Below are 21,727 nucleotides of genomic sequence, written 5' to 3' on the forward strand. Positions count from 1 at the left end.
AGAGCCCCCGCCATGTACGAGCTGTCCCGGGTCCGCCTCTACTCCATCGGGCCTGCCGGTGCGCGATACGCCGACACCGTGCTGGACCTGCGGGGAGTGGGCGCCCCTGTGCCCAACCCGGCCCCGGCCCAGGCGGAGTTCTTCGAGGACGAGCCGGTCGGTCCGCCGCGCCGACCCGCGCCCGCGGGTGTCCTCTTCCTGGAGAACGGCGGCGGCAAGTCGGTCCTGCTGAAGCTCATCTTCTCGGTGATGCTGCCCGGCCACCGCAACACGCTCGGCGGCGCGAGCTCCGGCGTCCTGCGCAAGTTCCTGCTCGCCGACGACTGCGGTCACGTGGCCCTGGAGTGGCAGCACACCCTCACCGGTGAGCTCGTCGTGGTCGGCAAGGCCAGCGAGTGGCGGGGCCGGCAGGTCTCCAACGACCCGCGGAAGTTCGCCGAGGCCTGGTACTCCTTCAGGCCCGGCCCCGGTCTGAGCCTCGACTCCCTCCCGGTCGCCGAAGCCACCACCGTACGGCCGCCCGTGGAAGGCGTCTCCGGCGCGCGGGGCAGGCGCCGCACCATGAAGGGCTTCCGCGACGCGCTCACGGATGCAGGCAAGTTCTACCCCCACCTGGACGTTCAGTGGGAGGAGATCCACGACCGCTGGAACGAACACCTCGGCGACCTCGGTCTCGACCCGGAACTCTTCCGCTACCAGCGCGAGATGAACGCCGACGAGGGCGAGGCGGCCGGCCTCTTCGCGGTCAAGAAGGACTCCGACTTCACCGATCTGCTGCTGCGGGCCGTCACCGACACCCGCGACACGGACGGCCTGGCCGACCTCGTCGGCAGTTTCGGCAGCAAGCTCGGCCGCCGCGCCGAACTCACCGCCGAGCGGGACTTCACGGCGGGCTCGGTCGACCTGCTCGGCCGCATCGTCGAAGCCACGGAGGCGCGCTCGCGGTCCAGGGACGTCCACGCGGGCGCCGAGCGACGTACGCGCACCCTCGCCCGGAGGCTCTCCGCCCGCGCCGCCGACGAGCGGGGCCGCGCCTCCGACCTCGCCCAGCAGGTCACGGCCGCGGCGCACACCGTCACACAGGCCGAAGAGGCCCGTGGCCGCAGCGCGCTGATCGCCGCCGAACTGGCCTACCGGCATGCCTCGCTCGCGCTCACCGCCACCGAGAAGTCCGCCGCGGCGCAGCGCAGGGAACTGGCCGACGCCCGTACGTTCCACTCGGCGTGGCAGGCGGCCGAGGCGGTGCTGCGCCACCGCGCGGCGGCCGACCGTTCCGCGCGCGTCGCGGTGGCCATCCGGGAGGCGGAACGGGACGCCGCTCCCGCTCTGGCCGCCAGGGCCACCGCGGCGGCCGACCTGGTACGCGCACTGCACGCGGCAGCCGAGAGCGGCGAACGGCTCGCCAACGAGGAGGAGGAGCGGGCGGCCGTCCTCCAGACTGCGGGCGAGGCCGCGCACCGGGACGCCACCGCCGCGGCGACCGAGGCGCAGCGCGCCCGCAGTGAGGCCGGGCACCTGCGCCAACGCCTCACCGAGGTCGGTCAGGAGACCTCCGAGGCCGTCCGGGCGGGCTGGCTGGACGACACGGAGCCCGACGCGGATCCGGCGCGCGCGGCGCTGGCGGCCAGCGATGCGGAGCAGGCAGCGGTCGCCGCCTGGGACACAGCCCGCGACCGGGCGCGTACCACGGCGGACGAGGCCAAGGAGGCCGCTTCGGGGGAGAGCAGGGCCGACCTCGCCGCTGCCCGTGCCGCGGACGCCGCACGGGCAGCAGAGCACGCGTACGAGGCGGAGTTGCGCACCGCCGAATCCATCGCGGCGGAGAACCGTCTGGCCGAGTTGCTCAGCCTGCCTTCGGTGCCGCCCGCCATTGCGGGACTGCCACAGCCGCGCAACGGCACGACGGACCCGGCAGCCGGCCGGCCCCGGGGCGCCGTCACCGCGGGCACGGCCGACGAGGCGCAGGCGCAGACAGCGGGCGCCGGAGCCGGCGGACCGCAGGACGCCGCCGCCCACGAGTCCGGTGGCCAGGCGCACACCCTGACACGCGGCCCCCTCACCGCGGCCGAACTGGACCGCAACGCGGAAGAGCTCCAGGACCTGCTCGACAGCGGCGTCGCGTCGGCCGAGCGGCAGCTCTTCGAACTGCGTACCGCCGCCGCGGCCGACTCCCGGATCCTCGGCGCACTCGGCGACGGCGGGCTGCTGCCTCCGGGGCCCGATGTGCTGGCCACCGTCGAGTTCCTCGGCGAACACGGCATCCCCGCTCTTCCCGGCTGGCGCTACCTCGCCCAGGCCGTGGACCCGGCCGACCACGCCGCGGTGCTGGCCGCCCGCCCCGAGCTGGTCGACGGTGTGGTGATCACCGACCCGGCCGCCCACAGCCGGGCCCGCTCCGTACTCACCGGCGCCGCCCTGCTGCCGCGCTCGGCGGTCGCCGTCGGTACCGCTGCCGCGCTCCTGGCGCCGGTGCCGGGCCCGTCCGGCACCGAAGCGGGCGATGTGTTCCTCGTACCGCCGAACCCGGCCATGCACGACGAACACGCCGCGGACGAGGAGCGGCACGCACTGCGCTCCCGCGCGGGTGAGCGCGACGACGAGATCCGCAGGCTCGCCGCCCGGCTGGGCGGCGACCGCACGCTGGCCGCCCGGCTCGGTTCCTGGCGCGCCGCCTGCCCGTCCGGCAGGCTCGCCGAACTCGAAGCGGCCGCGAGCGGCGCCAACGAGGCGGCCGGGACGGCGACAGCCGCACTTGAGGAAGCGCGAACGGCCAGGGCCGAGGCGGACGAGTCAGCAGCCGACGCCGCACGGGTGCGCGATGAACGCCAGGACGCCGCACAGCGTGCCCGACGAGTCGCCGACGCGCTCTCCGGGCTCGCCTTCCGGCTCCGTGAACGGGCCGGCTGGCAGGTCACCCTGCGCGAACTGGGCGACGAGGCAGCGGAGTCGGAATCCCGGGCGGCGACCTTTCTGGAGCGGGCCAGGGCTGCCGACGAGGACCGCAGGGCCGCCCAGCGGGCCGCCGACGACGCGCGCCGTACCGCCCGTGCGCTGCGCGCCGAGCGGGCCGAGATCGCAGGAGTGCCCGAGGACCTGCCCGAACCGGAAGCGGGTGCGCGGCGCGCAGCCCTGCCGGCCCTGCGTGAGGCCTACCGTGCCGCGTCCCAGCTGTACGAGAAGGTAGGCGTCGGCGCCGACCTCCGGGCCGAACAGGCCAGGGCCGAGAGCGACGAGAGCGCGGCCCGCGCCGAGCTCGACCGGCTCTCCAACAAGGTCCGCACCCGCGCCTCCCAGCTGCTCGAATCCACCGACGGCGCCGACGGTCCCTCCCGGCAGGCGGCCGCGGCCCGTGCGGAGTCGCTCGTCCAGATGCTGGAGACCCGGGCGTCGGCGGCCAGCGAACAGCTCGGCCGGCTGCGCGGCGAGGCCGAGCGGCTCGCGCCCGACGACGGCGCGGACGCCCACACGGAGCTGCCCGGCGAGCTGGTCCCCGCCGACGCGGAGGCCGCCCAGACCCTGCTGCGCACCGCCACCACCGAACTGGGCTCCCGCAGCGACGTACTGGACACCTCGCGCGCCGCCCACGCCGAGCTCCTCAGGGCCCACCGGGCATCGGAGGAGGCGGCAGGAGGCTTCGACGAATCGGCGGCCCTCCTGCGTGACCTGCTCCGCGACCCGCACCAGGACGACGAGGGCACCGAACCCGCGACCCCCGAGCCGTATCCCGGCAGCCGGCAGGAGGCCCGAGAGTCGGCAGCCGAGGCCCGTCGCTCACTGCGCGCCTGCGCAGGCGACCTGTCGGCGGCGGAGTCGGCCGTACGCGAGGCGAGCGACGTCCTCGTGCGGCACGCCAACTCCACCCGTTACGAGCAGGTACGCACCCCGGCACGCCAGCAGATCCGTGAACTGCCCGCCGCCGCCCTGCCCGAACACGCTGGGAAATGGGCGGCGGCCTTCGCCCCCAGGCTCCGCGTGCTCACCGACGAGCTGGAACAGCTGGAGCGCAACCGCGATTCGATCGTCGACCGGCTGCGCGGCCTGGTGGAGTCCGCGCTCACCACGCTCCGCTCCGCCCAGCGACTCTCCCAGCTGCCCGAAGGGCTGGGGGAGTGGTCGGGCCAGGAGTTCCTGAGGATCCGTTTCGACGAGCCCGACCAGGCCACCCTCGCCGAAAGGCTCGGCGAGGTCGTCGACGAGGCGACCCGGGCGGCGCTGAAGAAGAATTCCGATCTGCGCCGGGACGGCATGTCACTGCTGCTGCGCGCTGTCCACGCGGCGCTCGAACCGAAGGGGGTGGCCGTCGAGATCCTCAAGCCGGATGCGGTACTCCGTGCCGAACGGGTCCCCGTCGGCCAGATGGGAGACGTCTTCTCCGGCGGACAGCTCCTCACCGCGGCCATCGCCCTCTACTGCACGATGGCCGCCCTGCGCAGCAACGACCGGGGCCGCGACAGGCACCGGCACGCGGGCACGCTCTTCCTCGACAATCCGATCGGCCGGGCGAACGCCACGTACCTGCTGGAGCTCCAGCGCGCGGTCTCCGACGCGCTCGGCGTTCAGCTGCTCTACACGACCGGGCTGTTCGACACCACGGCGCTCGCCGAATTCCCCCTGGTCATCAGGTTGCGCAATGACGCCGACCTCCGGGCGGGGCTGAAGTACATCAGTGTGGAGGAGCATCTGCGGCCGGGACTCCCGCAGCAGGATCCCGGAGGGGAGCAGGTTCACGGGGAGATCACGGCGACCCGCATGTTCAAACGGGCCCAGGTGACAGGCGCCCGTGCGGAGACAGCTCGTGCGGAGACAGCCCGGACAGAGACAGCCGGCCGACCGCGGCCCTGACGCCCGGATCCCGCGGGAAGGGTTCAGGACTGGGGCGACAGCCTGCTGGCGTGTTTCGTCTGTATTCGCTCGGCGTCCCGCTCCTGACGCCGGGCCGAACGCCGCGCCGAGCGTCGCTCCTTGCGCAGTCCGCGAGCCGTGCTGCTGGGTACGGAGGTCACTCCGTGGCGCTGGTTCCACACCTGCCGGGTGATCCAGACATCCAGTACCGCCCAGGTCGCGACGACCGTGCTCGCCACGCTGCTCAGCACCATGGGGAAGGCCAGCCACGATCCCGTCACGGTCGAGAGGAAGGCCGTCATCGCCTCGATCAGGGTCACGGACACGATGAGCACCGCGCGTACGGCGCTTCCGCGCACCGGATCCGGCAGCCGGCGCCGTCCGACGGGGTCTTCGACCCACAGTGGCCGCACGGGGGGCCTGCCCTCTTCGATGGTCATGCCCTTTTCACCCTCGACCTTCACGCCTCGGCGCTGCCCGACTCCAGAACGGTGCCCGGCTTGCGGCGGTTCAAGCGTCCCCGCCCGTGGTGCGCCCCTCGTACTCCAGGACGAACAACTCCCTGTAAAGATTCCCGCCGCCCATAGAAATCCAGCCATCTGCGAAGGGGCGGTAAGTGCCGTCCTGCCAGGGTTATCTGATCGGATCAGGGAAGACGATCTGCTGGGATACTGGGACATGACGTGATCAACTCCCATGTGAGCGGCTGAAAATAGTCCGGACGTTTCTTCGAGTTGCCCGTGCGGCAGTAGTAGGCTCACGCCGTTTGTTGACGGAACACCACCCCCGCCGGGCGGGGTTGAGCTGGGGGAGGCCATGCGCTTTCGCGGGAAGTCCATCCGCAGGAAGATCGTGGCGCTGTTGCTGGTCCCACTTGTCGCGTTGACGGTGATCTGGACGTTCGCCGTCTATCTCACCGGGCGGGACGCGCTGCAACTGATGCGCGCGGGAACTGTCTACAGCGATGTGGCGGCTCCGCTCGTCGACTCCCTCGAGGAGGTCGAGCAGGAGCGGTCTCTGACGCTGCGTCAGTTGGTGGATCCGGGAGCCTCGGACACCCAGTCCGCACTGCGCACCCAACGGGCGAGAACCGACGCGGCCGTTGCACAGCTGCGCCACGACACGGACAGCGGCGACACGCGCTCCGCGCTGGGCGCGGACTCCGGGCGGCGGCTGCGGACCGTCATGGACGGGTTCGCCCAACTGGGCTCGCTGCGCCACAACGCCGGTGACCACGAGGTGACCCGCCGCGAGGCCTACGACCAGTACAACCGGCTCTGCGATCAGGTGCTCGACTTCCTCGGCGACCTGCCCACCCTGCAGAACACCGCCCTCGACAAGGAGGCGCGCGGCCTCGTCGGCGCCGACCGGGCCCGCGAGGCCCTCTCGCGCGAGGACGCGCTCCTCGGTTCCGCTCTCACCTCGGGGCGGCTGGACCCCCGGGACCTGCGTGACATCTCCGACCTCGTCACCGCCCGCAAGATGTACTACACGGTCAGTCTGCCCTCGCTGCCGCAGCAGCAGGGCGACACGTTCAGCTCCTACTGGAGCGGCCCCGCGACGATCCCCGTACGCACCGCGGAATCCACCGCGATCAGCAAGAATCCGGGCAGCTCCACCATCACGGGCTCCGCGTCCCGCTGGACCACGGACGCGGGCCGGACGCTCAGCCACCTCGACGCCCTCGATGCCGATGCCCGCAAGGACTTCCAGGACCGGGTCAAGCCGGCCACTGTCCGCGTCGTCGCCAAGGCCGGGATCGCCGCGCTGCTCGGAATCGGCGGGCTGCTCGTATCGCTGGTGGTGTCCGTGCGCATCGGGCGGGAGCTGGTCCGCGACCTGAGCCGGCTGCGCAAGGAGGCCCACGAGGTCTCAGGGGTACGGCTGCCCAGTGTGATGCGCCGTCTCGCCGCAGGCGAGCAGGTCGACATCGAGACCGAGGCCCCGCGTCTGGAGTACGCGAAGGACGAGGTCGGGCAGGTCGGCCTCGCCCTCAACACCGTCCAGCGGGCCGCAGTCGAAGCAGCCGTGCGCCAGGCCGACCTGCGCCGCGGGGTATCCGATGTCTTCGTGAACCTCGCCCGGCGCAACCAGGTCCTGCTGCACCGCCAGCTCACGCTGCTCGACAGCATGGAGCGCCGCACGGAGGACACCGAGGAACTCGCCGACCTCTTCAGGCTCGACCACCTCACCACCCGTATGCGCCGGCACGCCGAGGGCCTGGTGATCCTCTCCGGCGCCTCCCCGTCCCGGCAGTGGCGCAAGCCGGTCCAGCTGATGGACGTCGTACGGGCGGCGGTCGCCGAGGTCGAGGACTACGAGCGGATCGAGGTGCGACGGCTGCCGAGGATCGGGGTCGGCGGCCCCGCTGTCGCCGACCTCACCCACCTCATCGCCGAACTCCTGGAGAACGCGACGGTGTTCTCACCCCCGCACACGGCCGTGCAGGTGCTGGGGGAGCGCGTCGCCAACGGCTTCACCCTGGAGATCCACGACCGCGGACTCGGCATCGCGCCGGACGCGCTGCTCGACGCGAATCTCCGCCTCGCCGAGACCCCCGAGTTCGAGCTGTCGGACACCGACCGGCTCGGTCTGTTCGTGGTGAGCAGGCTCGCGCAGCGGCAGAACGTCCGGGTGTCGCTCCAGCCCTCGCCGTACGGCGGCACCACCGCCGTGATCTTCATCCCGGTGGCGCTGCTCACCGACGCACCGGAAACCGACGGCGCGGACCCAGTGCCCGACACCGACGGCACCGGATTCCGCTCCGACCGGCGGCCCGCTCACCGGTCCGGCGCGCGCGCCGGGCTGGTGCCGGTGCCCGCCCCCGGCCGCGCACCCGTGTCCGTGATCGACGGCCCGGTCGAACTGGAGCCCCCCGTAGAGCCGTTCGCGGCCGACGATACGGGGGACCTGGCCGACGAGGACAGCGTGCCGGGCGGGATCTTCCGCAACCGGGCGGTGGCCCCGGCGCCCGACCAGCACCAGCAGACACCTGACGAGGGTGGTGCCCCTCAGAGCGCCACCCGGCCCACCGGCCCGGTCGGACTGCCCCGGCGGCGCAAGCCCGGAGTGCCGACACTGGTCTCCGACCACGGACGGAGGGTCGACGTGCCCGCACCGCCGAGGACCGGCCCCGCGGCGCCGGGCCCCGGCGGGCTGCCCCGCCGGGTGCGCCAGGCGAACCTGGCCCCGCAGCTGCGGGGCACGCCCGCGTCCGACGCGGAGCCCGCCGTGGTGGACGACGAGGAACGCGACGCGGACGAAGTACGCAGCCGGATGGCATCGCTTCAGCGGGGCTGGCAGCGGGGCCGCCGAGAGAACTCCGCGCAGGATTCGGCAGAATCAGCCGCAGCCGGCAGCACCGGGCCGGCCGGCACAGCACGAGGAACCACATCGGAGGGGACCGGTCGATGACCGTACCGAACGCAGCAGCACACAACTCCGCAGGGGGCCCCGGCGAGCTCAACTGGCTCCTCGACGAGCTCGTCGACCGGGTGGGCAGCATCCGCAAGGCGCTGGTCCTCTCGGGAGACGGCCTGGCCACCGGCACATCGAAGGATCTGACCCGTGAGGACGGCGAACACCTGGCAGCCGTCGCCTCCGGTTTCCACAGTCTGGCCAAGGGAGTCGGACGCCACTTCGACGCGGGCAAGGTCCGCCAGACCGTCGTGGAACTGGACGATGCCTTCCTCTTCATCACGGCCGCCGGTGACGGCAGCTGCCTGGCGGTGCTCTCCGACGCCGACTCCGATGTCGGCCTGGTGGCGTACGAGATGACACTGATGGTGAAGCGGGTCGGTGCCCACCTCGCGACGGCCCCGCGGAGCGGGCTCACCGCGGGCGGGTGAGGGGACGCCATGAGCGACGCGGGCCGGCCACCGGCGCACCACTGGTTCGAGGACGACGCGGGACCCGCGGTCCGTCCGTACGCCATGACGCGCGGCCGTACCGGCGCCGACGGCGGCCACCGTCTCGACCTGATCGCGCTGGTCGTCCCCGAGCCGGCCGCTGACGATCCCGGCCGGGACCAGACGCTCTCGCCCGAGCATGTCGACATCGTCGAACGGTGCAGCAGCGCACCGCAGTCCATCGCCGAGCTCGCAGCCGACTTCGACCTGCCCGTGGGCGTGGTACGCGTCCTGGTCGGTGACCTCGTCGACGACGAACTCGTCCGTGTGACCCAGCCCGTACCTCCGGCGGAACTGCCGGACGTCAGCATTCTTCGCGAGGTAATCAATGGCCTTCGGGCGCTCTAGCCGCACCAAGCAGTTCGTCGAACCGGTGACCCTCAAGATCCTGGTGGCGGGCGGCTTCGGCGTGGGCAAGACCACTCTGGTGGGCGCGGTCAGCGAGATCAGGCCGCTGCGGACCGAGGAGACCCTGAGCGAGGTGGGCAGGCCGGTGGACTCCACCGACGGCGTGGAGCAGAAGACCACCACCACGGTCGCCATGGACTTCGGCCGCATCACCCTCAAGGAGGACCTCGTCCTCTACCTCTTCGGTACACCTGGCCAGGACCGCTTCTGGTTCCTCTGGGACGAGTTGGCGCAGGGCGCGCTGGGCGCGGTCGTTCTCGCCGACACCCGCCGCCTGGAGGACTGCTTCGCCGCTGTCGACTACTTCGAGCGGCGTTCCATCCCGTTCACCTTAGCCGTCAACTGCTTCGAGGGTGCCGCCCGTTATCCGGGCGACGATGTGCGGTCCGCGCTCGACCTGGACCCCGACGTGCCGGTCATGATGTGTGATGCGCGGGACCGGAATTCGGTCAAGGACGTACTGGTGGCCGTCGTGGAGCACGCCATGGACCTCGCGTCCGGAGCCCGTGTGCACGCCATCACCTGAGCCCGGCGGGGCACCGGCGGCGCCCGTACGGCTCCCGTCCTGTCAGCCGACGGCGGGCACCGACGACCCGTGAGCGCGGTACGGGCCCCGCCGCCGTCCCGTCGCCCGCGGTGAACCATCCGGCCACCCACAGGTGCGCGGGTACGCGTCTAAGCCCCGCCCGGCATCAGCGATCTGACGATTGCGTCAGGGTTGCGTCGCGGGTCAGCCGTTCTCCGCGAGCCACTTGGCGGCGGTAGCGGCCAGTTCATGGTCGCGGCCCGCCAGCATCGTCCGGATCATCCGCACGTCGCCGCGGAGCGACCAGACCGGGTGGCCGAAGGAGGCCGGATTGTTCTTCTCGATGAGGAAGTGCGCGGGCCAGGCGGTCCCGTACCCGATGAGCGGCAGCGCGGCCGCATACCGCTTCCGGCCGCGCGCCAGCCCGTAGGCGGTCACCGCGAGCCCGGTGAGCGTGCCGGTCAGATGCACCCACCGGGTCGCGGCGCGGGAGTGCATCGCGACGTAGTAGGGCCAGAACTCCTCGTACGAATCACATGTCGGCTGCGTCATGGGGAGACCGTAGGCCCCTGCGATCCGCCGCGGAAGATGGGGGGAGACTGGCTGCTCCCTCAGGAGAACCGCCCGTCGCCGGCCGGCGTCCGAGTGGGAGTGGGGCAACGGCCGGAGCCTACGGGGGTGGTCCCGGCCGTTGCCCCGCCGTGCCGCCGCCGGTGCCCGGTGCCGCGGCCGTCAGTGGTGTCCGGCCACCGATCGCCACGCGACGGGGAAGTCGAAGTACCTGTCCGGGAACACCTCCGGCTGGTAGGTGAAGTGCCACCACTCCTCGGGGAGATTGACGAAGCCGACGGCGGTCAGGGAGCTCCGCAGGAAGTCGCGGTTCGTGCGCTGGACGCCTTCGATCCGCGGGTCGTCGGTGTGGGCGAGGGTGTCGAAGCAGTCGAACCCGGTTCCCATGTCGATGGAGTTGTCCGGGAAGCGCTGCGCCTTCGGCGCGTAGCAGGGGGCCAGTGGCTGGCCCGGGTGATAGGGGCGGGTCGGCAGCGCCGGCAGCTTCACCAGGGTGAGGTCCATGGTGCTGCCGCGGCTGTGGCCGGACTTCTCCGCGATGTAACCGTCGGTGAAGAGCCGTGACTTGTCGACCCGCGGATAGAACTCCGCCTTCATCGCCAGCGCCTGCGGATCGTCGGCCCAGCGCACGAAATTGTCGACGGCGCGCTGTGGCCGGTAGCAGTCGTAGACCTTGAGCGAGTACCCCTGGCGCAGCAGTTTCGTCTGGGCCCGGTGCAGAGCTCGGGCGGCAGGGCGGGTCAGGACGCACAGCGGCTGGTCGTAGCCGTCGACCGGCCCGCCGGTGAAGTTGTGCTCGTACGGGTACCGCATCTCCTGGATGATCGTCGGGTCCACGGAGCGCAGCGCGACGAAGTCCCGCGGCGCCCGGGGCTCCTGCTGTGCCCCGGCAGGGGTGGCGGCGGCGAAGGCGAGCAGGGCGGCAGTGGCCAGGGCGAGGGACCGTGCGGCAGTGGTCAGTCGTGTCATGGGCATTCCATCTATCAGGGAACGGCCCGGAGGGGAAGCACGATCGGCTACAGTCCGCGCTCATGAACGAGCCTTTGGACGAGCCTGTCAGGGATTCCCACTGTTCGAGCTGCGGAGCCCTGTTCGGCACCGCCGGATGGCCCCGCACCTGCCCGTCCTGCGGCGCCACGGCCTACCGCAACCCGCTGCCCGTCGCCGTGGCCCTGCTGCCTGTACGGGACACGGAGGGCACCGGACTCGTCGTCATCACCCGGACCATCGAGCCGCAGTCCGGCGGGATCGCCCTGCCCGGCGGCTTCATCGACGGCACCGAGGCCTGGCAGCATGCTGTGGTGCGCGAGCTGCGGGAGGAGACGGGGATCGACGCCCGCCGGCAGGATGTACGCCTGGCCGACGCGCTCAGCTCGCCCGACGGCCATCTGCTGCTCTTCGGGCTGCTCCCGGAACGCGACGCGGCCGGTCTCCCGCCCTCCGCGCCCACCAGTGAGACCGCGGGCCGGCACATCCTGCGGGCCGCGACGGAACTCTGCTTTCCGCTGCACACCGTGGCCGTACGCAACTGGTTCGCCGGACGGTACAGCTGAAGCCCGCTACACCCCGGCCCCCCGCACCCGCACCGGGCACCCCGGCTCGACCGAACCGTCCGCCACCACGCGCCCGACCACCACCCGCCCGTCCTCCAGCGCCGTGGTGTAACGCTCGACCTCCGGTTCCTCCCACCCGTCACCGGTGTCCCGGACGAGCACCCCGCCCCCCGTACGCCCGGCGGCGGGAGCCCAGACCTCCAGTTCGAGACCGCCGTCGTCCCCCCGTACCGGAATCACCGAACCCGCCCGCGCCAGCACCGGCACACGGCCGATGGGCGCATCCAGCACGACCTGCCCCGGGCCTTCGTGTGCCACCCCCGTCGCCGTGTCGTACCAGCGCCCCCGCGGCAACCGGACCGTACGCCGGTCCGTGCCGGGGCCGAGGACCGGCGCCACCAGCAGGCCGTCCCCGAGCAGGAAGGCGTCCTCGCAGTCCCGCAGCGCGCGGTCGCCCGGCGAACTCCACCACACCGGCCGCACATAGGGGGCTCCGGTCAGCCGGGACAGATGGGCCAGCGTCACGAAGTACGGGTGCAGCCGCTGCCGCTCCAGCAGCGCCCCCCTCGCGTGCTCCAGCGTCTCCGCACCGAACTCCCACGGCTCCCTGCGCCCGGCACTGATCGCCGAATGGGTGCGCAGCAGCGGCAGGAAGGCCGCCAGCTGGAGCCAGCGGAGATACAGCTCCGGCGACGGACTGCCGTCGAAACCGCCCACGTCGGGTCCCGAGTACGGCACCCCGCACAGCCCAAGGCCCAGTACCAGCGACAGCGAGGCACGCAGCCCCGGCCATCCCGTCGTCACATCGCCCGACCAGGCCCCGCCGTACCGCTGCATCCCCGCCCATCCGGACCGTGAGAACAGAAAGGGCCGCTCACCGGGGAGCAGGGTGCGCAGCCCCTCGTAACCGGCCCGCGCCATCCCCAGACCGTAGACGTTGTGGGCCTCCCGGTGATCGCCTCCACGGCCCTCCAGATCGTGCCGGGACGACAGCGGCAGTGTCGGATCCCCGAACGGGACGATGGAGGCGGGCTCGTTCATGTCGTGCCAGAAGCCGGCGAAGCCCTGAGCGAGCCGCTCCTCGTACAAGCCGCCCCACCAGGCACGCGCGCGGGGCGCCGTGAAGTCCGGGTAGACGCACTCGCCCGGCCACACGAGACCCCGGGCCGTACCGCCCCGGGCGTCCCGGACGAAGACGTCCGCGGCCAGCCCGGCCTCGTACACCCGGTTGCCGGGCTCGGCCTTCACCGCCGGGTCGACGATCGACACCAGTCGCACTCCGCCCCGCCGGAGCTCTTCGGCGAGACCGGGAAGACCGGGGAACCGCTCGCGGTCGACAGTGAAGACCTGGTGCCGGTCGTAGTGGTCGATGTCCAGATGCAGCGCTGTCAGGGGCAGCCCGTGCTCCCGGTAGCCGGCGACGACCCTGCGGACCTCCCGCGCACTGCCGAAACCCCACCTCGCGTGCTGCGGTCCAAGGGCCCAGGACGGCGGGAGCGCGGGCCGCCCGGTCAGCGCCGTCCACCCCAGCAGGACCCGTGCGGGAGTGCCCGCCACCACCCAGCAGCGCAGCGGACCGCCGTCCATCCCGACCCGGCTCGACCCGTGTCTGTCATGCCCGGAACCCGCGCCCTCGTCGCCCTCGGCCAGCACCACCAGCCCATCGCGGGTGTTGTCGTAGAAGGCGAGATGAGTCCCGGAGTCGGCCACCACGAGCTGCACCGGCATCGTGATGTACAGCGGGTCGTCGCCGGGGCCGAAGCCGCCGCGGGGATCGGTGTTCCACAGCCGGTACGTGCCGTCGCGCAGCCGGGGCCCCGACGCCCGTCCGCCGAGCCCGAAGAACCGGGCGTCGGAGGGGACTTCAGCCCGCTGTACCCACCGCGCCGCACCGCCGGACACGGGCTCCCACCAGCGGGGCGGCAGCTCCCGGCGGATCCGCAGCCCGCCCGGGGTCAGGATCTCGACGGACCCGTGCCGTGACACCCTGACCGTCACCCGCTCCGAGACGACCCGCCACCCGCCGTCCTTGTCCGGCTCCAGGACCGCGCGCGGGTCCGCGTCGGGGCAGCCGTCCGCCAGCGCGTACGAGGGCGTCGGCTCCGCGCCGTCCCAGCCCCAGAAGACAGCCCCGCCCACGGCGACCCGTACCAGCAGCTCCGAGCGGGCGAACCGGAGCACACCGCCGCCAGGACGGTGCTCCACACCCGTCATCACACCGGGCACCCGAGCCCGCTCCGGTCCGCGCGGCACCTGCTGCGCGGCGTCCGTGCGCCGTCTGCGCAGGGCGACGCGCAGGGCCAGCCGCCCCCGGGCAGAACCGAACGCCTTCACCGAGCGAACCAGGTCGCGACCGTCCATGCCGGCCACACTGCCACCCCGGCCGCCGGACGCGAGAGCTGTTCAGCGGCTGTTCAACCATCGCTTGACCAGATATTCACCATGGCGACGCCGGGCGGCCCGCCCTGGTGTGCGGGACGATCACATGGCATCGTCGCTGCCAGCCGTGTCACGCGCACACCCCTCGCACGTGCGCGCCCACACGCACACCACGCGTACAGCCCGGGAGCCGCCCCATGAACGCACCGCACACCGCACCCCTCTGGGAGCCCAGCCAGGAACGGATCGACGGTGCCAGGATCACCCGCTTCCAGGCCTGGGCCGCGGAGCGGCACGGAGCCCCGGCCGATGGCGGGTACGCAGCACTGCACCGCTGGTCGGTGGATGAGCTCGCGACCTTCTGGCAGGCCGTCGCCGAGTGGTTCGACATCCGCTTCACGGCCCCGTACGACAGCGTGATCACCGACCGGTCCATGCCCGGCGCCCAGTGGTTCCCCGGAGCCACCGTCAACTACGCGGAACACGCCCTGCGGACCGCCACCGACCCGGCCCGCGCACACGAGGCCGCCCTGCTCCACGTCGACGAGAGCCAGGAACCGCAGCCCGTCAGCTGGTCCGAACTGCGCCGTCAGGTGGGCGCCCTCGCGGCCGAACTGCGTTCGCTCGGGGTACGTCCCGGCGACCGCGTCAGCGGCTACCTGCCGAACATCCCGCAGGCCGTCACCGCCCTGCTCGCCACCGCTGCGGTCGGTGCGGTCTGGACGTCCAGCGCCCCCGACTTCGGCGCACGCAGCGTCCTCGACCGCTTCCAGCAGGTCGAACCCGTCGTCATGTTCGCCGTCGACGGCTACCGCTACGGGGGCAAGTCGCACGACCGGCGCGACACCGTCGCCGAGCTCCGGGCCGAACTGCCCACGCTGCGCGCCGTCGTCCACATCCCGCTGCTCGGAACCCGTGCGCCGGACGGCGCACTCGACTGGGCGGACGTCACATCGGGCGAAGCGGAGCCCGTATTCGAGCCGGTGCCCTTCGACCACCCGCTCTGGGTGCTCTACTCCTCGGGGACCACCGGACTCCCCAAGGCCATCGTGCAGTCCCAGGGCGGCATCCTGATCGAGCACTTCAAACAGCTCGGCCTGCACTGCGACCTCGGCCCCGGGGACCGCTTCTTCTGGTACACGTCCACCGGCTGGATGATGTGGAACTTCCTCGTGTCCGGCCTGCTCACCGGCACGACGATTGTCCTCTACGACGGCAGCCCCGGCTTCCCCGCCACCGACGCGCAGTGGCGCATCGCGGAGCGCACCGGCGCCACCCTCTTCGGGACGTCGGCCGCCTACGTCATGGCCTGCCGCAAGGCCGGCATCCACCCGGCCCGTGACCACGACCTCTCCCGCGTCAAGTGCGTCGCCACGACCGGCTCCCCGCTCCCGCCCGACGGATTCCGCTGGCTCCACGAGACGGCGGGCGACGACGTCTGGATCGCCTCGGTCAGCGGCGGTACGGACGTCTGCAGCTGCTTCGCCGGCGCCGTACCCACCCTCCCGGTCCACATCGGCGAACTCCAGGCGGCATGCCTGGGCACCGACCTCCAGGCGTGGGACCCCGAGGGCAGACCGCTCATCGACGAGGTCGGCGAGCTCGTCGTCACCAACCCCATGCCGTCCATGCCGATCCGATTCTGGAACGACCCCGACGGCAGCCGCTACGCCGGAAGTTACTTCGAGACCTACCCGGGGGTCTGGCGGCACGGCGACTGGATCACGATCACCACCCGCGGCTCCGTGATCATCCACGGACGTTCGGACTCCACCCTCAACCGGCAGGGCGTCCGGATGGGATCCGCCGACATCTACGAAGCGGTCGAGCGGCTCCCCGAGATCCGTGAGTCCCTGGTCATCGGGGTCGAGGAGCCCGAAGGGGGGTACTGGATGCCGCTGTTCGTCCACCTCGCCCCCGGTGCCACCCTCGACGACGCACTCCGTCTGCGCATCAAGCAGACGATCCGTGAGCAGCTCTCCCCGCGCCATGTGCCCGACGACATCATCGAAGTACCCGGGGTCCCGCACACGCTCACCGGCAAGCGCATCGAGGTCCCTGTCAAGCGCCTGCTCCAGGGCGCGGCGCTCGACAGGGCGGTCAACCCCGGATCGGTCGACAATCTCGGTCTGCTCGGCTTCTACGAGCAACTCGCCCGCGACCGACGCTGACTGACGGCCTTCCCCGGCCGGACCGCCGCGCACGTCCGGTCCCGTCCGGACCGCGCGGCGCACCCGCGTGATCCGGACGGAGCGGGAGGCCCTGGGCCGTGTCCGCGAAATCGTGTCGTCGCCCGCCGGGCGCGACCAGGGCGGGCACAGCGCGAGGACCCCTAACCCCCGTACGTGGCCTCGGACTCGCCCAGCACATCCGCGAAGTCCGAGGCCAGCCGGTCGGCGTCGGACCCGGTGAGGGCGGCCGTCGTGATCCGTACGGCCGGGGGAGCGGCGATCCGGAAGCGTGCCCCGGCCGCGATCCACCAGCCCCGCGACCGCAGGCCGTTGACCACCGCCGACTCGTCCCGCACCGGAACCCAGACATTGAGCCCGCTCGCTCCGTGTGCGGCGATCCCGTACTCCCCGAGCCGTGCGACAAGACCGTCCCTGCGCTCCGTGTACGTCCGGCCGGCCCCCGCCACCAGTGTCCGCACCCGCTGATCGGACATGGCCCGCGCGACCGTCTCCTGCAGCAGATGGCTGACCCAGCCCGAGGTCAGCAGCATCCGGCCGTCGTGGCGGGCCAGCGTCGTCGCGTCACAGGCCACCGCCGCCCAGCGCAGATCGATCCCCAGGTGCTTGGAGACGGTGCGCACCTGCGCCCAGCGGGGCAGGCCACCCGAAGCCAGCGAGAACGACGCGGCGCCGGCGACATCGGCATTGTGATCGTCCTCCACGACCAGCACTGCGGGAAACCCGGCCAGCACATCGAGGAGCGCCGCCCGGCGCCGCGCCGAGAAGCAGGCGCCGAGCGGACTCTGCCCCCGCGGACTGCACACGACGGCGCGCGCGCCGGCCCGCAGCACGGTCCGCAGGGCGTCCGGGCGGATCCCCTCGTCGTCCACCGCCACCGGGGCCATGCGCAGCCCCAACGCCGGTACGAGATCGAGGAGATGGTGGAATCCCGGGTCCTCCACAGCGACCGTGTCACCGGGCTTCAGCTCGGTCGACAGCAGCCGGGACATGCAGTCGAGCGCACCGTGCGAGAACGTCACCCGGTCGTGCGGCACCCCGTCCCGCGCGAACCACTCCCGCGACAGTTCCTCGAGCCCTCGCAGCCGGGGCGAACCGCGGTGCGAGCCCTTGACGGGGTCCACCCGCCGGGGCGGCAGCAGTACGGGAAGCAGCGCCGGGTCCGGAAAGCCGCCCGCCAGGTCACGCAACCCGGGCGGCACCTTCGGGGGGCGCCTCGACCCCACGGCCGGGGCCTGCGCCACCACGGTGCCGCCCCGCCCGCGAGTGATCACGATGCCGCGCTGCCGCAGCTCCCGGTAGGCCGTCGCGACCGTGCCGGGACTGACGCCCAGCTCCTCGGCGAGCCTGCGTACCGGGGGGAGGGCGGCCCCCGGGTCCAGGCGGCCCTCGGAAACGCCCTGTTCGACCGAAGTCGAAATCTCCCTGGCCGTCGTACCGCTGATCCCATATTGTGTTGCCACGTAGACAAGTATGTATCAATACATAATTCTGTCAAGGGGGGCCAGTGAGTCCGAGCCGACGCCGAGCCGCACTGTACGAACGCATCCCGGGCGGCGAGGACGGCCGCCGCATGCTCTGGATCGCCCTCATCAACAAGGTGGGCACCGGGCTCTGGATGGGCGCAGCCGCGCTCTACTTCACTCTCGTCGCGGGCCTCCCCGTCGCCGAGGTCGGCGTCCTCATGGGTATTTCGGGGGCGGCCGGCATCGCGGGCGCACCACTCGCCGGCCATCTCGCCGACCGGTTCCCCATCACCCGCGTGCTGGCCGCGACCCAGGTGCAGCAGGCGCTCGCACTGCTCGCACTGCTCACCACCCACAGCTTCACGCTGATGCTCGTCTACTCGGCCGTCGGCAGCCTCGGCGACCGCGGGTCCAACGTCCTCACCAAGCTCTGCTCGGCCCGGATCGGCGGGCCGGACCGCATCCGCTACCAGGCGATCCAGCGCACGGTCTCCAACGCGGGATGGGCCGTCGGCGGCCTCGCGGCAGCCGTCACTCTCAGCATCGGGACGGGTCACGCCTATCAGGGTCTGCTCATCGGCAACGCCTTCTCGTACGCCGCAGTCGCAGCCCTCACCCTGCGCTGCGCCGAACCGCAGGCTCCCACCCGGTTCGTCAGAGGTTCGGGGGAGCCCGCCCCGGCCGCCCCGCCGGCCAACCCCTGGCGCGACCGCACATACCTTCTCTTCACCGCCACCGAGACGATGCTCTTCCTGGACGACGCCGTGCTGCAGGTCGGCATGCCGCTCTGGATCGTCCACGCCACAGGGGCCCCGCACGGACTGGCTCCCCTGCTGCTGGTCCTCAACTGCGTGATGGTCGTCTTCTGTCAGGTGCCGCTCACCCGGTTCGCCCCTACACCGCAGTCGGCCCGCACTCTCCTCGCGCCGCTCGCGGGGTTCTTCGTGATCGGCTGCCTCGCACTGACCGCGTCGGCACGGGGCGGCGCCTGGTTCGCCACGGCCGCGATGCTCGTCGCGGCGGCAGCGCTGACCCTCTCGGAGATGCTGCACGCGACGGCCTCCTGGGAACTCTCCGTCGCTCTCGCCGCCGATGACGCGCAGGGTGCCTACCTCGGGGTGCACGGCCTCGCCCAGTCCGCCCAGCGCAGCGGCGGCCCCCTGCTCGTCACCGCCGTGATCGCCGCCGGCCCGGTGGCCTGGCCCCTGCTCGGCGCCGGCGTCGTGGTGACCTGTGCGGCCCAGAACCGTCTGGTCCGCAACCGGCTGCCCAGGACGGCACTGTCAGTCCCCGCGGTTACTGTGAGTGAGCACTGACCGATCGCGCTCAGGGGGAGTCATGGCGCAGACACACCGGACCGGATCCATGCGGCACGCACTGCGCCGCGAAGCACCGAGCACCGTCGGCCTGCTGGCCGACGAGCAGGACTTCGCGGCGATGCGGCGCTACCGCAGCTTCACCTTCGACGACCACAGGACCTATCTCCAGCAGGTGGAGGGCCTGTTGCTGGCCCTCACAGCCGAGGAGGCGCACACGACGGTCGCCCTGTTCGACCCGGAGGAATACGAGGAGTTCTGCACAGCGGCCGGTATCGACCCGGATTCGGCGGAGAGCCGTACGCGCTTCACGGCGGCCATCGCCGTGGGCGGGGCGACCGTCCCGTACACCGGGCAGCCCATCGACCGGCTGGTCCCGCTTCTCATCAACGCCGCGGTGTGCCGGGCCACCCGGGAGTACGCGACCATGGTGCTCGCCGAGGCAGGGGAGTGCGCCGACTGCGGTCAGGACATCGGCAGGGCGTCCTTCGAGAGGGGGTCCCGCGCCCTGAAGACGCTGCTGGACGGCGCGGGGCCCGGCGTCCACCACCTCGTGTGCAGTATCCCCACGGACGACGAGCCGCTCCTCGCAGTGCTGCACGCGGAGAGCGGCGAAGGCCTGCGAGCCCGCCTGGATCACACGGAGGGCGCGGCCTTCGTGACGGTGCTCGCCGCCGGTATGGCGATGGAGAGTCCCGGTGGAGTCGTTATCCGCACCACAGCGCCGGGGCAGGACGACAGGGTCCGCGGCTGGCGGCTCCAGCGAGGCCGGCTGGCACCTCTGACCGCGGGCGAAGTGTTCAGCGCCTACTGCACGGACGCCGAGACCGGAGATCCCGTACCGCCCGAACCGGGCGTCGAGTACTGCGCCGGATTCGTGGTCCCCGAAGACGATGTCCACCACTGACCGCTGACGCACGTGGGGGCTCCCGGCCGAGTACGGCAGAGAGCCCCCACGGGCGCCTCCGGTTTCTGAACGGCCGGGCTACTCGCCCGAAAGCACCGCTTGGGCGGCCACGCGTGCGTCATCGGCGGAGTCCGCGGCACGCGCCGCCGAGGCCGCGCGCTCGCACTGGGCGAGCGTGTGCTTGGCCAGCGTCGTGCGTACGTAGGGAAGGGAGGCGGCGCCCATCGACAGGCTGGTCACGCCGAGGCCGGTGAGCACACACGCGAGCAGCGGATCGGAGGCGGCCTCACCGCAGACACCACAGCTCTTGCCTTCGGCCTTCGCCGCATCCGCGGACAGTGCCACCAGGTCGAGCAGTGCGGGCTGCCATGGGTCCTGCAGCCGTGACACCGCTCCGACCTGCCGGTCGGCCGCGAAGGTGTACTGCGCCAGATCGTTGGTGCCCAGCGAGAGGAATTCGACCTCCTGCAGGACGGACCGCGCACGGAGAGCCGCGGACGGGATCTCCACCATCGCGCCGAACTTCGCGTGCAGACCGGCCTCGCGGCAGGCGTCGGCGAAGGCCCTGGCATCTGCCCGGTCCGCCACCATCGGCGCCATGACCTCCAGATACACCGGCAGCCCTTCGGCGGCCCTGGCCAGCGCGGTCAGCTGGGTGTGCAGCACATCGGGGTGGTCGAGCAGCGACCGCAGCCCGCGCACACCGAGTGCCGGGTTCGGCTCGTCGGCCGGCGTCAGGAAGTCCAGCGGCTTGTCCGCCCCCGCGTCCAGCACCCGCACGACCACCCGGCTCTGCGGGAACGCCTCCAGCACCGAGCGGTACGCCTCGACCTGCTTCGCCTCGGACGGCGCCTTCGCCGAGTCGTCCAGGAACAGGAACTCGGTGCGGAAGAGCCCGATGCCCTCGGCACCGGCCTCCAGGGCGGCGGCCACATCGCCCGGCCCACCGATATTGGCAAGCAGGGGCACCTTGTGTCCGTCCGACGTGGCCCCGGGACCGGTCGTGGCGGACAGCGCCGCCTTGCGGGCCGCGGCGGAGGCCACGAGTTCCGCACGCTTCTCGTCGTCCGGCGCGACGAAGATCTCCCCTGTACTGCCGTCGACCGCGACGATCGTGCCCTCGGCCAGCTCTCCCGCGCCGGGCAGGGCCACGACGGCCGGCACACCGAGCGCCCGCGCCAGAATCGCGCTGTGGCTGGTGGGCCCGCCCTCCTCGGTCACGAAGCCGAGCACCAGCGCGGGGTCGAGCAGCGCCGTGTCGGCGGGGGCGAGATCCCGCGCGATCAGTACGTACGGCTCTTCGCTGTCGGGGACACCCGGCATCGGGACACCCAGCAGCCGGGCGACGATACGGTTCCGCACATCGTCCAGGTCGGCCACCCGGCCCGCCAGGTACTCCCCGGCGCCGGCAAGGAGAGCCCGGTACGAGGCGAAGGCGTCGTACACGCCGCGCTCGGCGGAACTGCCCACAGCGATACGCCGGTCGACGTCCGCCATGAGTTCCGGGTCCTGCGCCATCATGGCCTGGGCCTCAAGCACGTGCTGTGCCTCGCCACCCGCCAGATTGCCTCTCGCGGTCAGGTCTGCCGCCACAGCTTCCACAGCCTGACGTGCGCGCCCCTGCTCGCGCTCCGCCTCCTCCGCCGGGATCTGCTTGGCGGGC

At 72.2% G+C, this 21,727-nt stretch carries 15 protein-coding genes (1 of these 15 running past the window's edge); 9 read left to right on the forward strand and 6 right to left on the reverse strand.

The genetic code is table 11. The annotated features are described in order from the left end of the window. The first annotated feature begins 12 nt into the window (after positions 1–12). Positions 13–4,842 carry a hypothetical protein gene (locus tag OG584_RS30150; RefSeq protein WP_405782551.1) on the forward strand — a complete coding sequence of 1,610 codons (4,830 nt, stop codon included), beginning with the start codon at positions 13–15 and terminating at the stop codon, positions 4,840–4,842. A gap of 23 nt (positions 4,843–4,865) precedes the next feature. Here the strand turns inward: OG584_RS30150 and OG584_RS30155 are convergent, their stop codons facing one another. Continuing rightward, positions 4,866–5,282, reverse strand: coding sequence for a hypothetical protein (locus tag OG584_RS30155; RefSeq protein WP_405782553.1), 417 nt, complete (start codon positions 5,280–5,282; stop codon positions 4,866–4,868). Positions 5,283–5,658: 376 nt separating this feature from the next. Between OG584_RS30155 and OG584_RS30160 the strand changes: the two genes are divergently transcribed. The 4 genes from OG584_RS30160 to OG584_RS30175 are packed head-to-tail and all read left to right on the forward strand — an operon-like array spanning position 5,659 to position 9,684. Further along, positions 5,659–8,256, forward strand: a complete 2,598-nt coding sequence (locus OG584_RS30160) for a nitrate- and nitrite sensing domain-containing protein (protein ID WP_405782555.1) — start codon at positions 5,659–5,661, stop codon at positions 8,254–8,256. After that, complete coding sequence (locus OG584_RS30165) at positions 8,253–8,690, forward strand: roadblock/LC7 domain-containing protein (RefSeq protein WP_405782556.1); 438 nt, start codon at positions 8,253–8,255, stop codon at positions 8,688–8,690. Before OG584_RS30160 ends, OG584_RS30165 begins: the two co-directional genes overlap by 4 nt. Before the next feature lie 9 nt (positions 8,691–8,699). Further along, on the forward strand, positions 8,700–9,098 hold the full coding sequence (locus OG584_RS30170) for a DUF742 domain-containing protein (protein ID WP_405782558.1): 399 nt from the start codon (positions 8,700–8,702) through the stop codon (positions 9,096–9,098). Continuing rightward, positions 9,079–9,684, forward strand: coding sequence for a GTP-binding protein (locus tag OG584_RS30175; protein ID WP_405782559.1), 606 nt, complete (start codon positions 9,079–9,081; stop codon positions 9,682–9,684). Before OG584_RS30170 ends, OG584_RS30175 begins: the two co-directional genes overlap by 20 nt. A 204-nt stretch (positions 9,685–9,888) precedes the next feature. Here OG584_RS30175 and OG584_RS30180 read toward each other — a convergent pair whose 3' ends face one another. Together OG584_RS30180 and OG584_RS30185 are read right to left on the reverse strand one after the other, a co-directional pair. Beyond that, a complete protein-coding gene (locus tag OG584_RS30180; protein WP_405782561.1) occupies positions 9,889–10,236 on the reverse strand; it encodes an Mpo1-like protein in 348 nt (115 codons plus the stop codon). Between the two features lie 180 nt (positions 10,237–10,416). Continuing rightward, complete coding sequence (locus OG584_RS30185) at positions 10,417–11,223, reverse strand: M15 family metallopeptidase (RefSeq protein WP_405782563.1); 807 nt, start codon at positions 11,221–11,223, stop codon at positions 10,417–10,419. A gap of 62 nt (positions 11,224–11,285) precedes the next feature. On the opposite strand from OG584_RS30185, the gene OG584_RS30190 reads away from it, so the two are divergent. Beyond that, the gene (locus OG584_RS30190; RefSeq protein ID WP_405782565.1) at positions 11,286–11,807 is read left to right on the forward strand and encodes an NUDIX domain-containing protein; all 522 of its coding nucleotides are present in this window, start codon (positions 11,286–11,288) and stop codon (positions 11,805–11,807) included. Between the two features lie 6 nt (positions 11,808–11,813). Here OG584_RS30190 and OG584_RS30195 read toward each other — a convergent pair whose 3' ends face one another. Then, positions 11,814–14,168 carry a glycoside hydrolase family 31 protein gene (locus OG584_RS30195; RefSeq protein ID WP_405782567.1) on the reverse strand — a complete coding sequence of 785 codons (2,355 nt, stop codon included), beginning with the start codon at positions 14,166–14,168 and terminating at the stop codon, positions 11,814–11,816. Between the two features lie 215 nt (positions 14,169–14,383). Here OG584_RS30195 and OG584_RS30200 point away from each other — a divergent pair, with 215 nt between their 5' ends. Next, the gene (locus OG584_RS30200; RefSeq protein ID WP_405782570.1) at positions 14,384–16,357 is read left to right on the forward strand and encodes an acetoacetate--CoA ligase; all 1,974 of its coding nucleotides are present in this window, start codon (positions 14,384–14,386) and stop codon (positions 16,355–16,357) included. Positions 16,358–16,518: 161 nt separating this feature from the next. Here the strand turns inward: OG584_RS30200 and OG584_RS30205 are convergent, their stop codons facing one another. Continuing rightward, positions 16,519–17,838, reverse strand: coding sequence for an aminotransferase class I/II-fold pyridoxal phosphate-dependent enzyme (locus OG584_RS30205; protein WP_405782572.1), 1,320 nt, complete (start codon positions 17,836–17,838; stop codon positions 16,519–16,521). A gap of 44 nt (positions 17,839–17,882) precedes the next feature. Between OG584_RS30205 and OG584_RS30210 the strand changes: the two genes are divergently transcribed. Next, positions 17,883–19,157, forward strand: a complete 1,275-nt coding sequence (locus OG584_RS30210) for an MFS transporter (RefSeq protein ID WP_405782573.1) — start codon at positions 17,883–17,885, stop codon at positions 19,155–19,157. A gap of 22 nt (positions 19,158–19,179) precedes the next feature. Beyond that, positions 19,180–20,064: a hypothetical protein gene (locus OG584_RS30215; protein WP_405782575.1), complete on the forward strand. Its 885-nt coding sequence runs from the start codon at positions 19,180–19,182 to the stop codon at positions 20,062–20,064. A gap of 78 nt (positions 20,065–20,142) precedes the next feature. On the opposite strand, the gene ptsP is transcribed toward OG584_RS30215, so the two are convergent. After that, positions 20,143–21,727, reverse strand: the 3' portion of a protein-coding gene (gene ptsP / locus OG584_RS30220; protein WP_405782577.1) for a phosphoenolpyruvate--protein phosphotransferase. It continues 86 nt past the right edge of the window; 1,585 of the gene's 1,671 nt are visible here — the last part of the coding sequence; its start codon lies off the right edge, out of view; its stop codon occupies positions 20,143–20,145.

Origin of the sequence: Streptomyces sp. NBC_00859 (genome assembly GCF_045161865.1) — a bacterium.
Classification (GTDB): Bacteria; Actinomycetota; Actinomycetes; order Streptomycetales; family Streptomycetaceae; genus Streptomyces.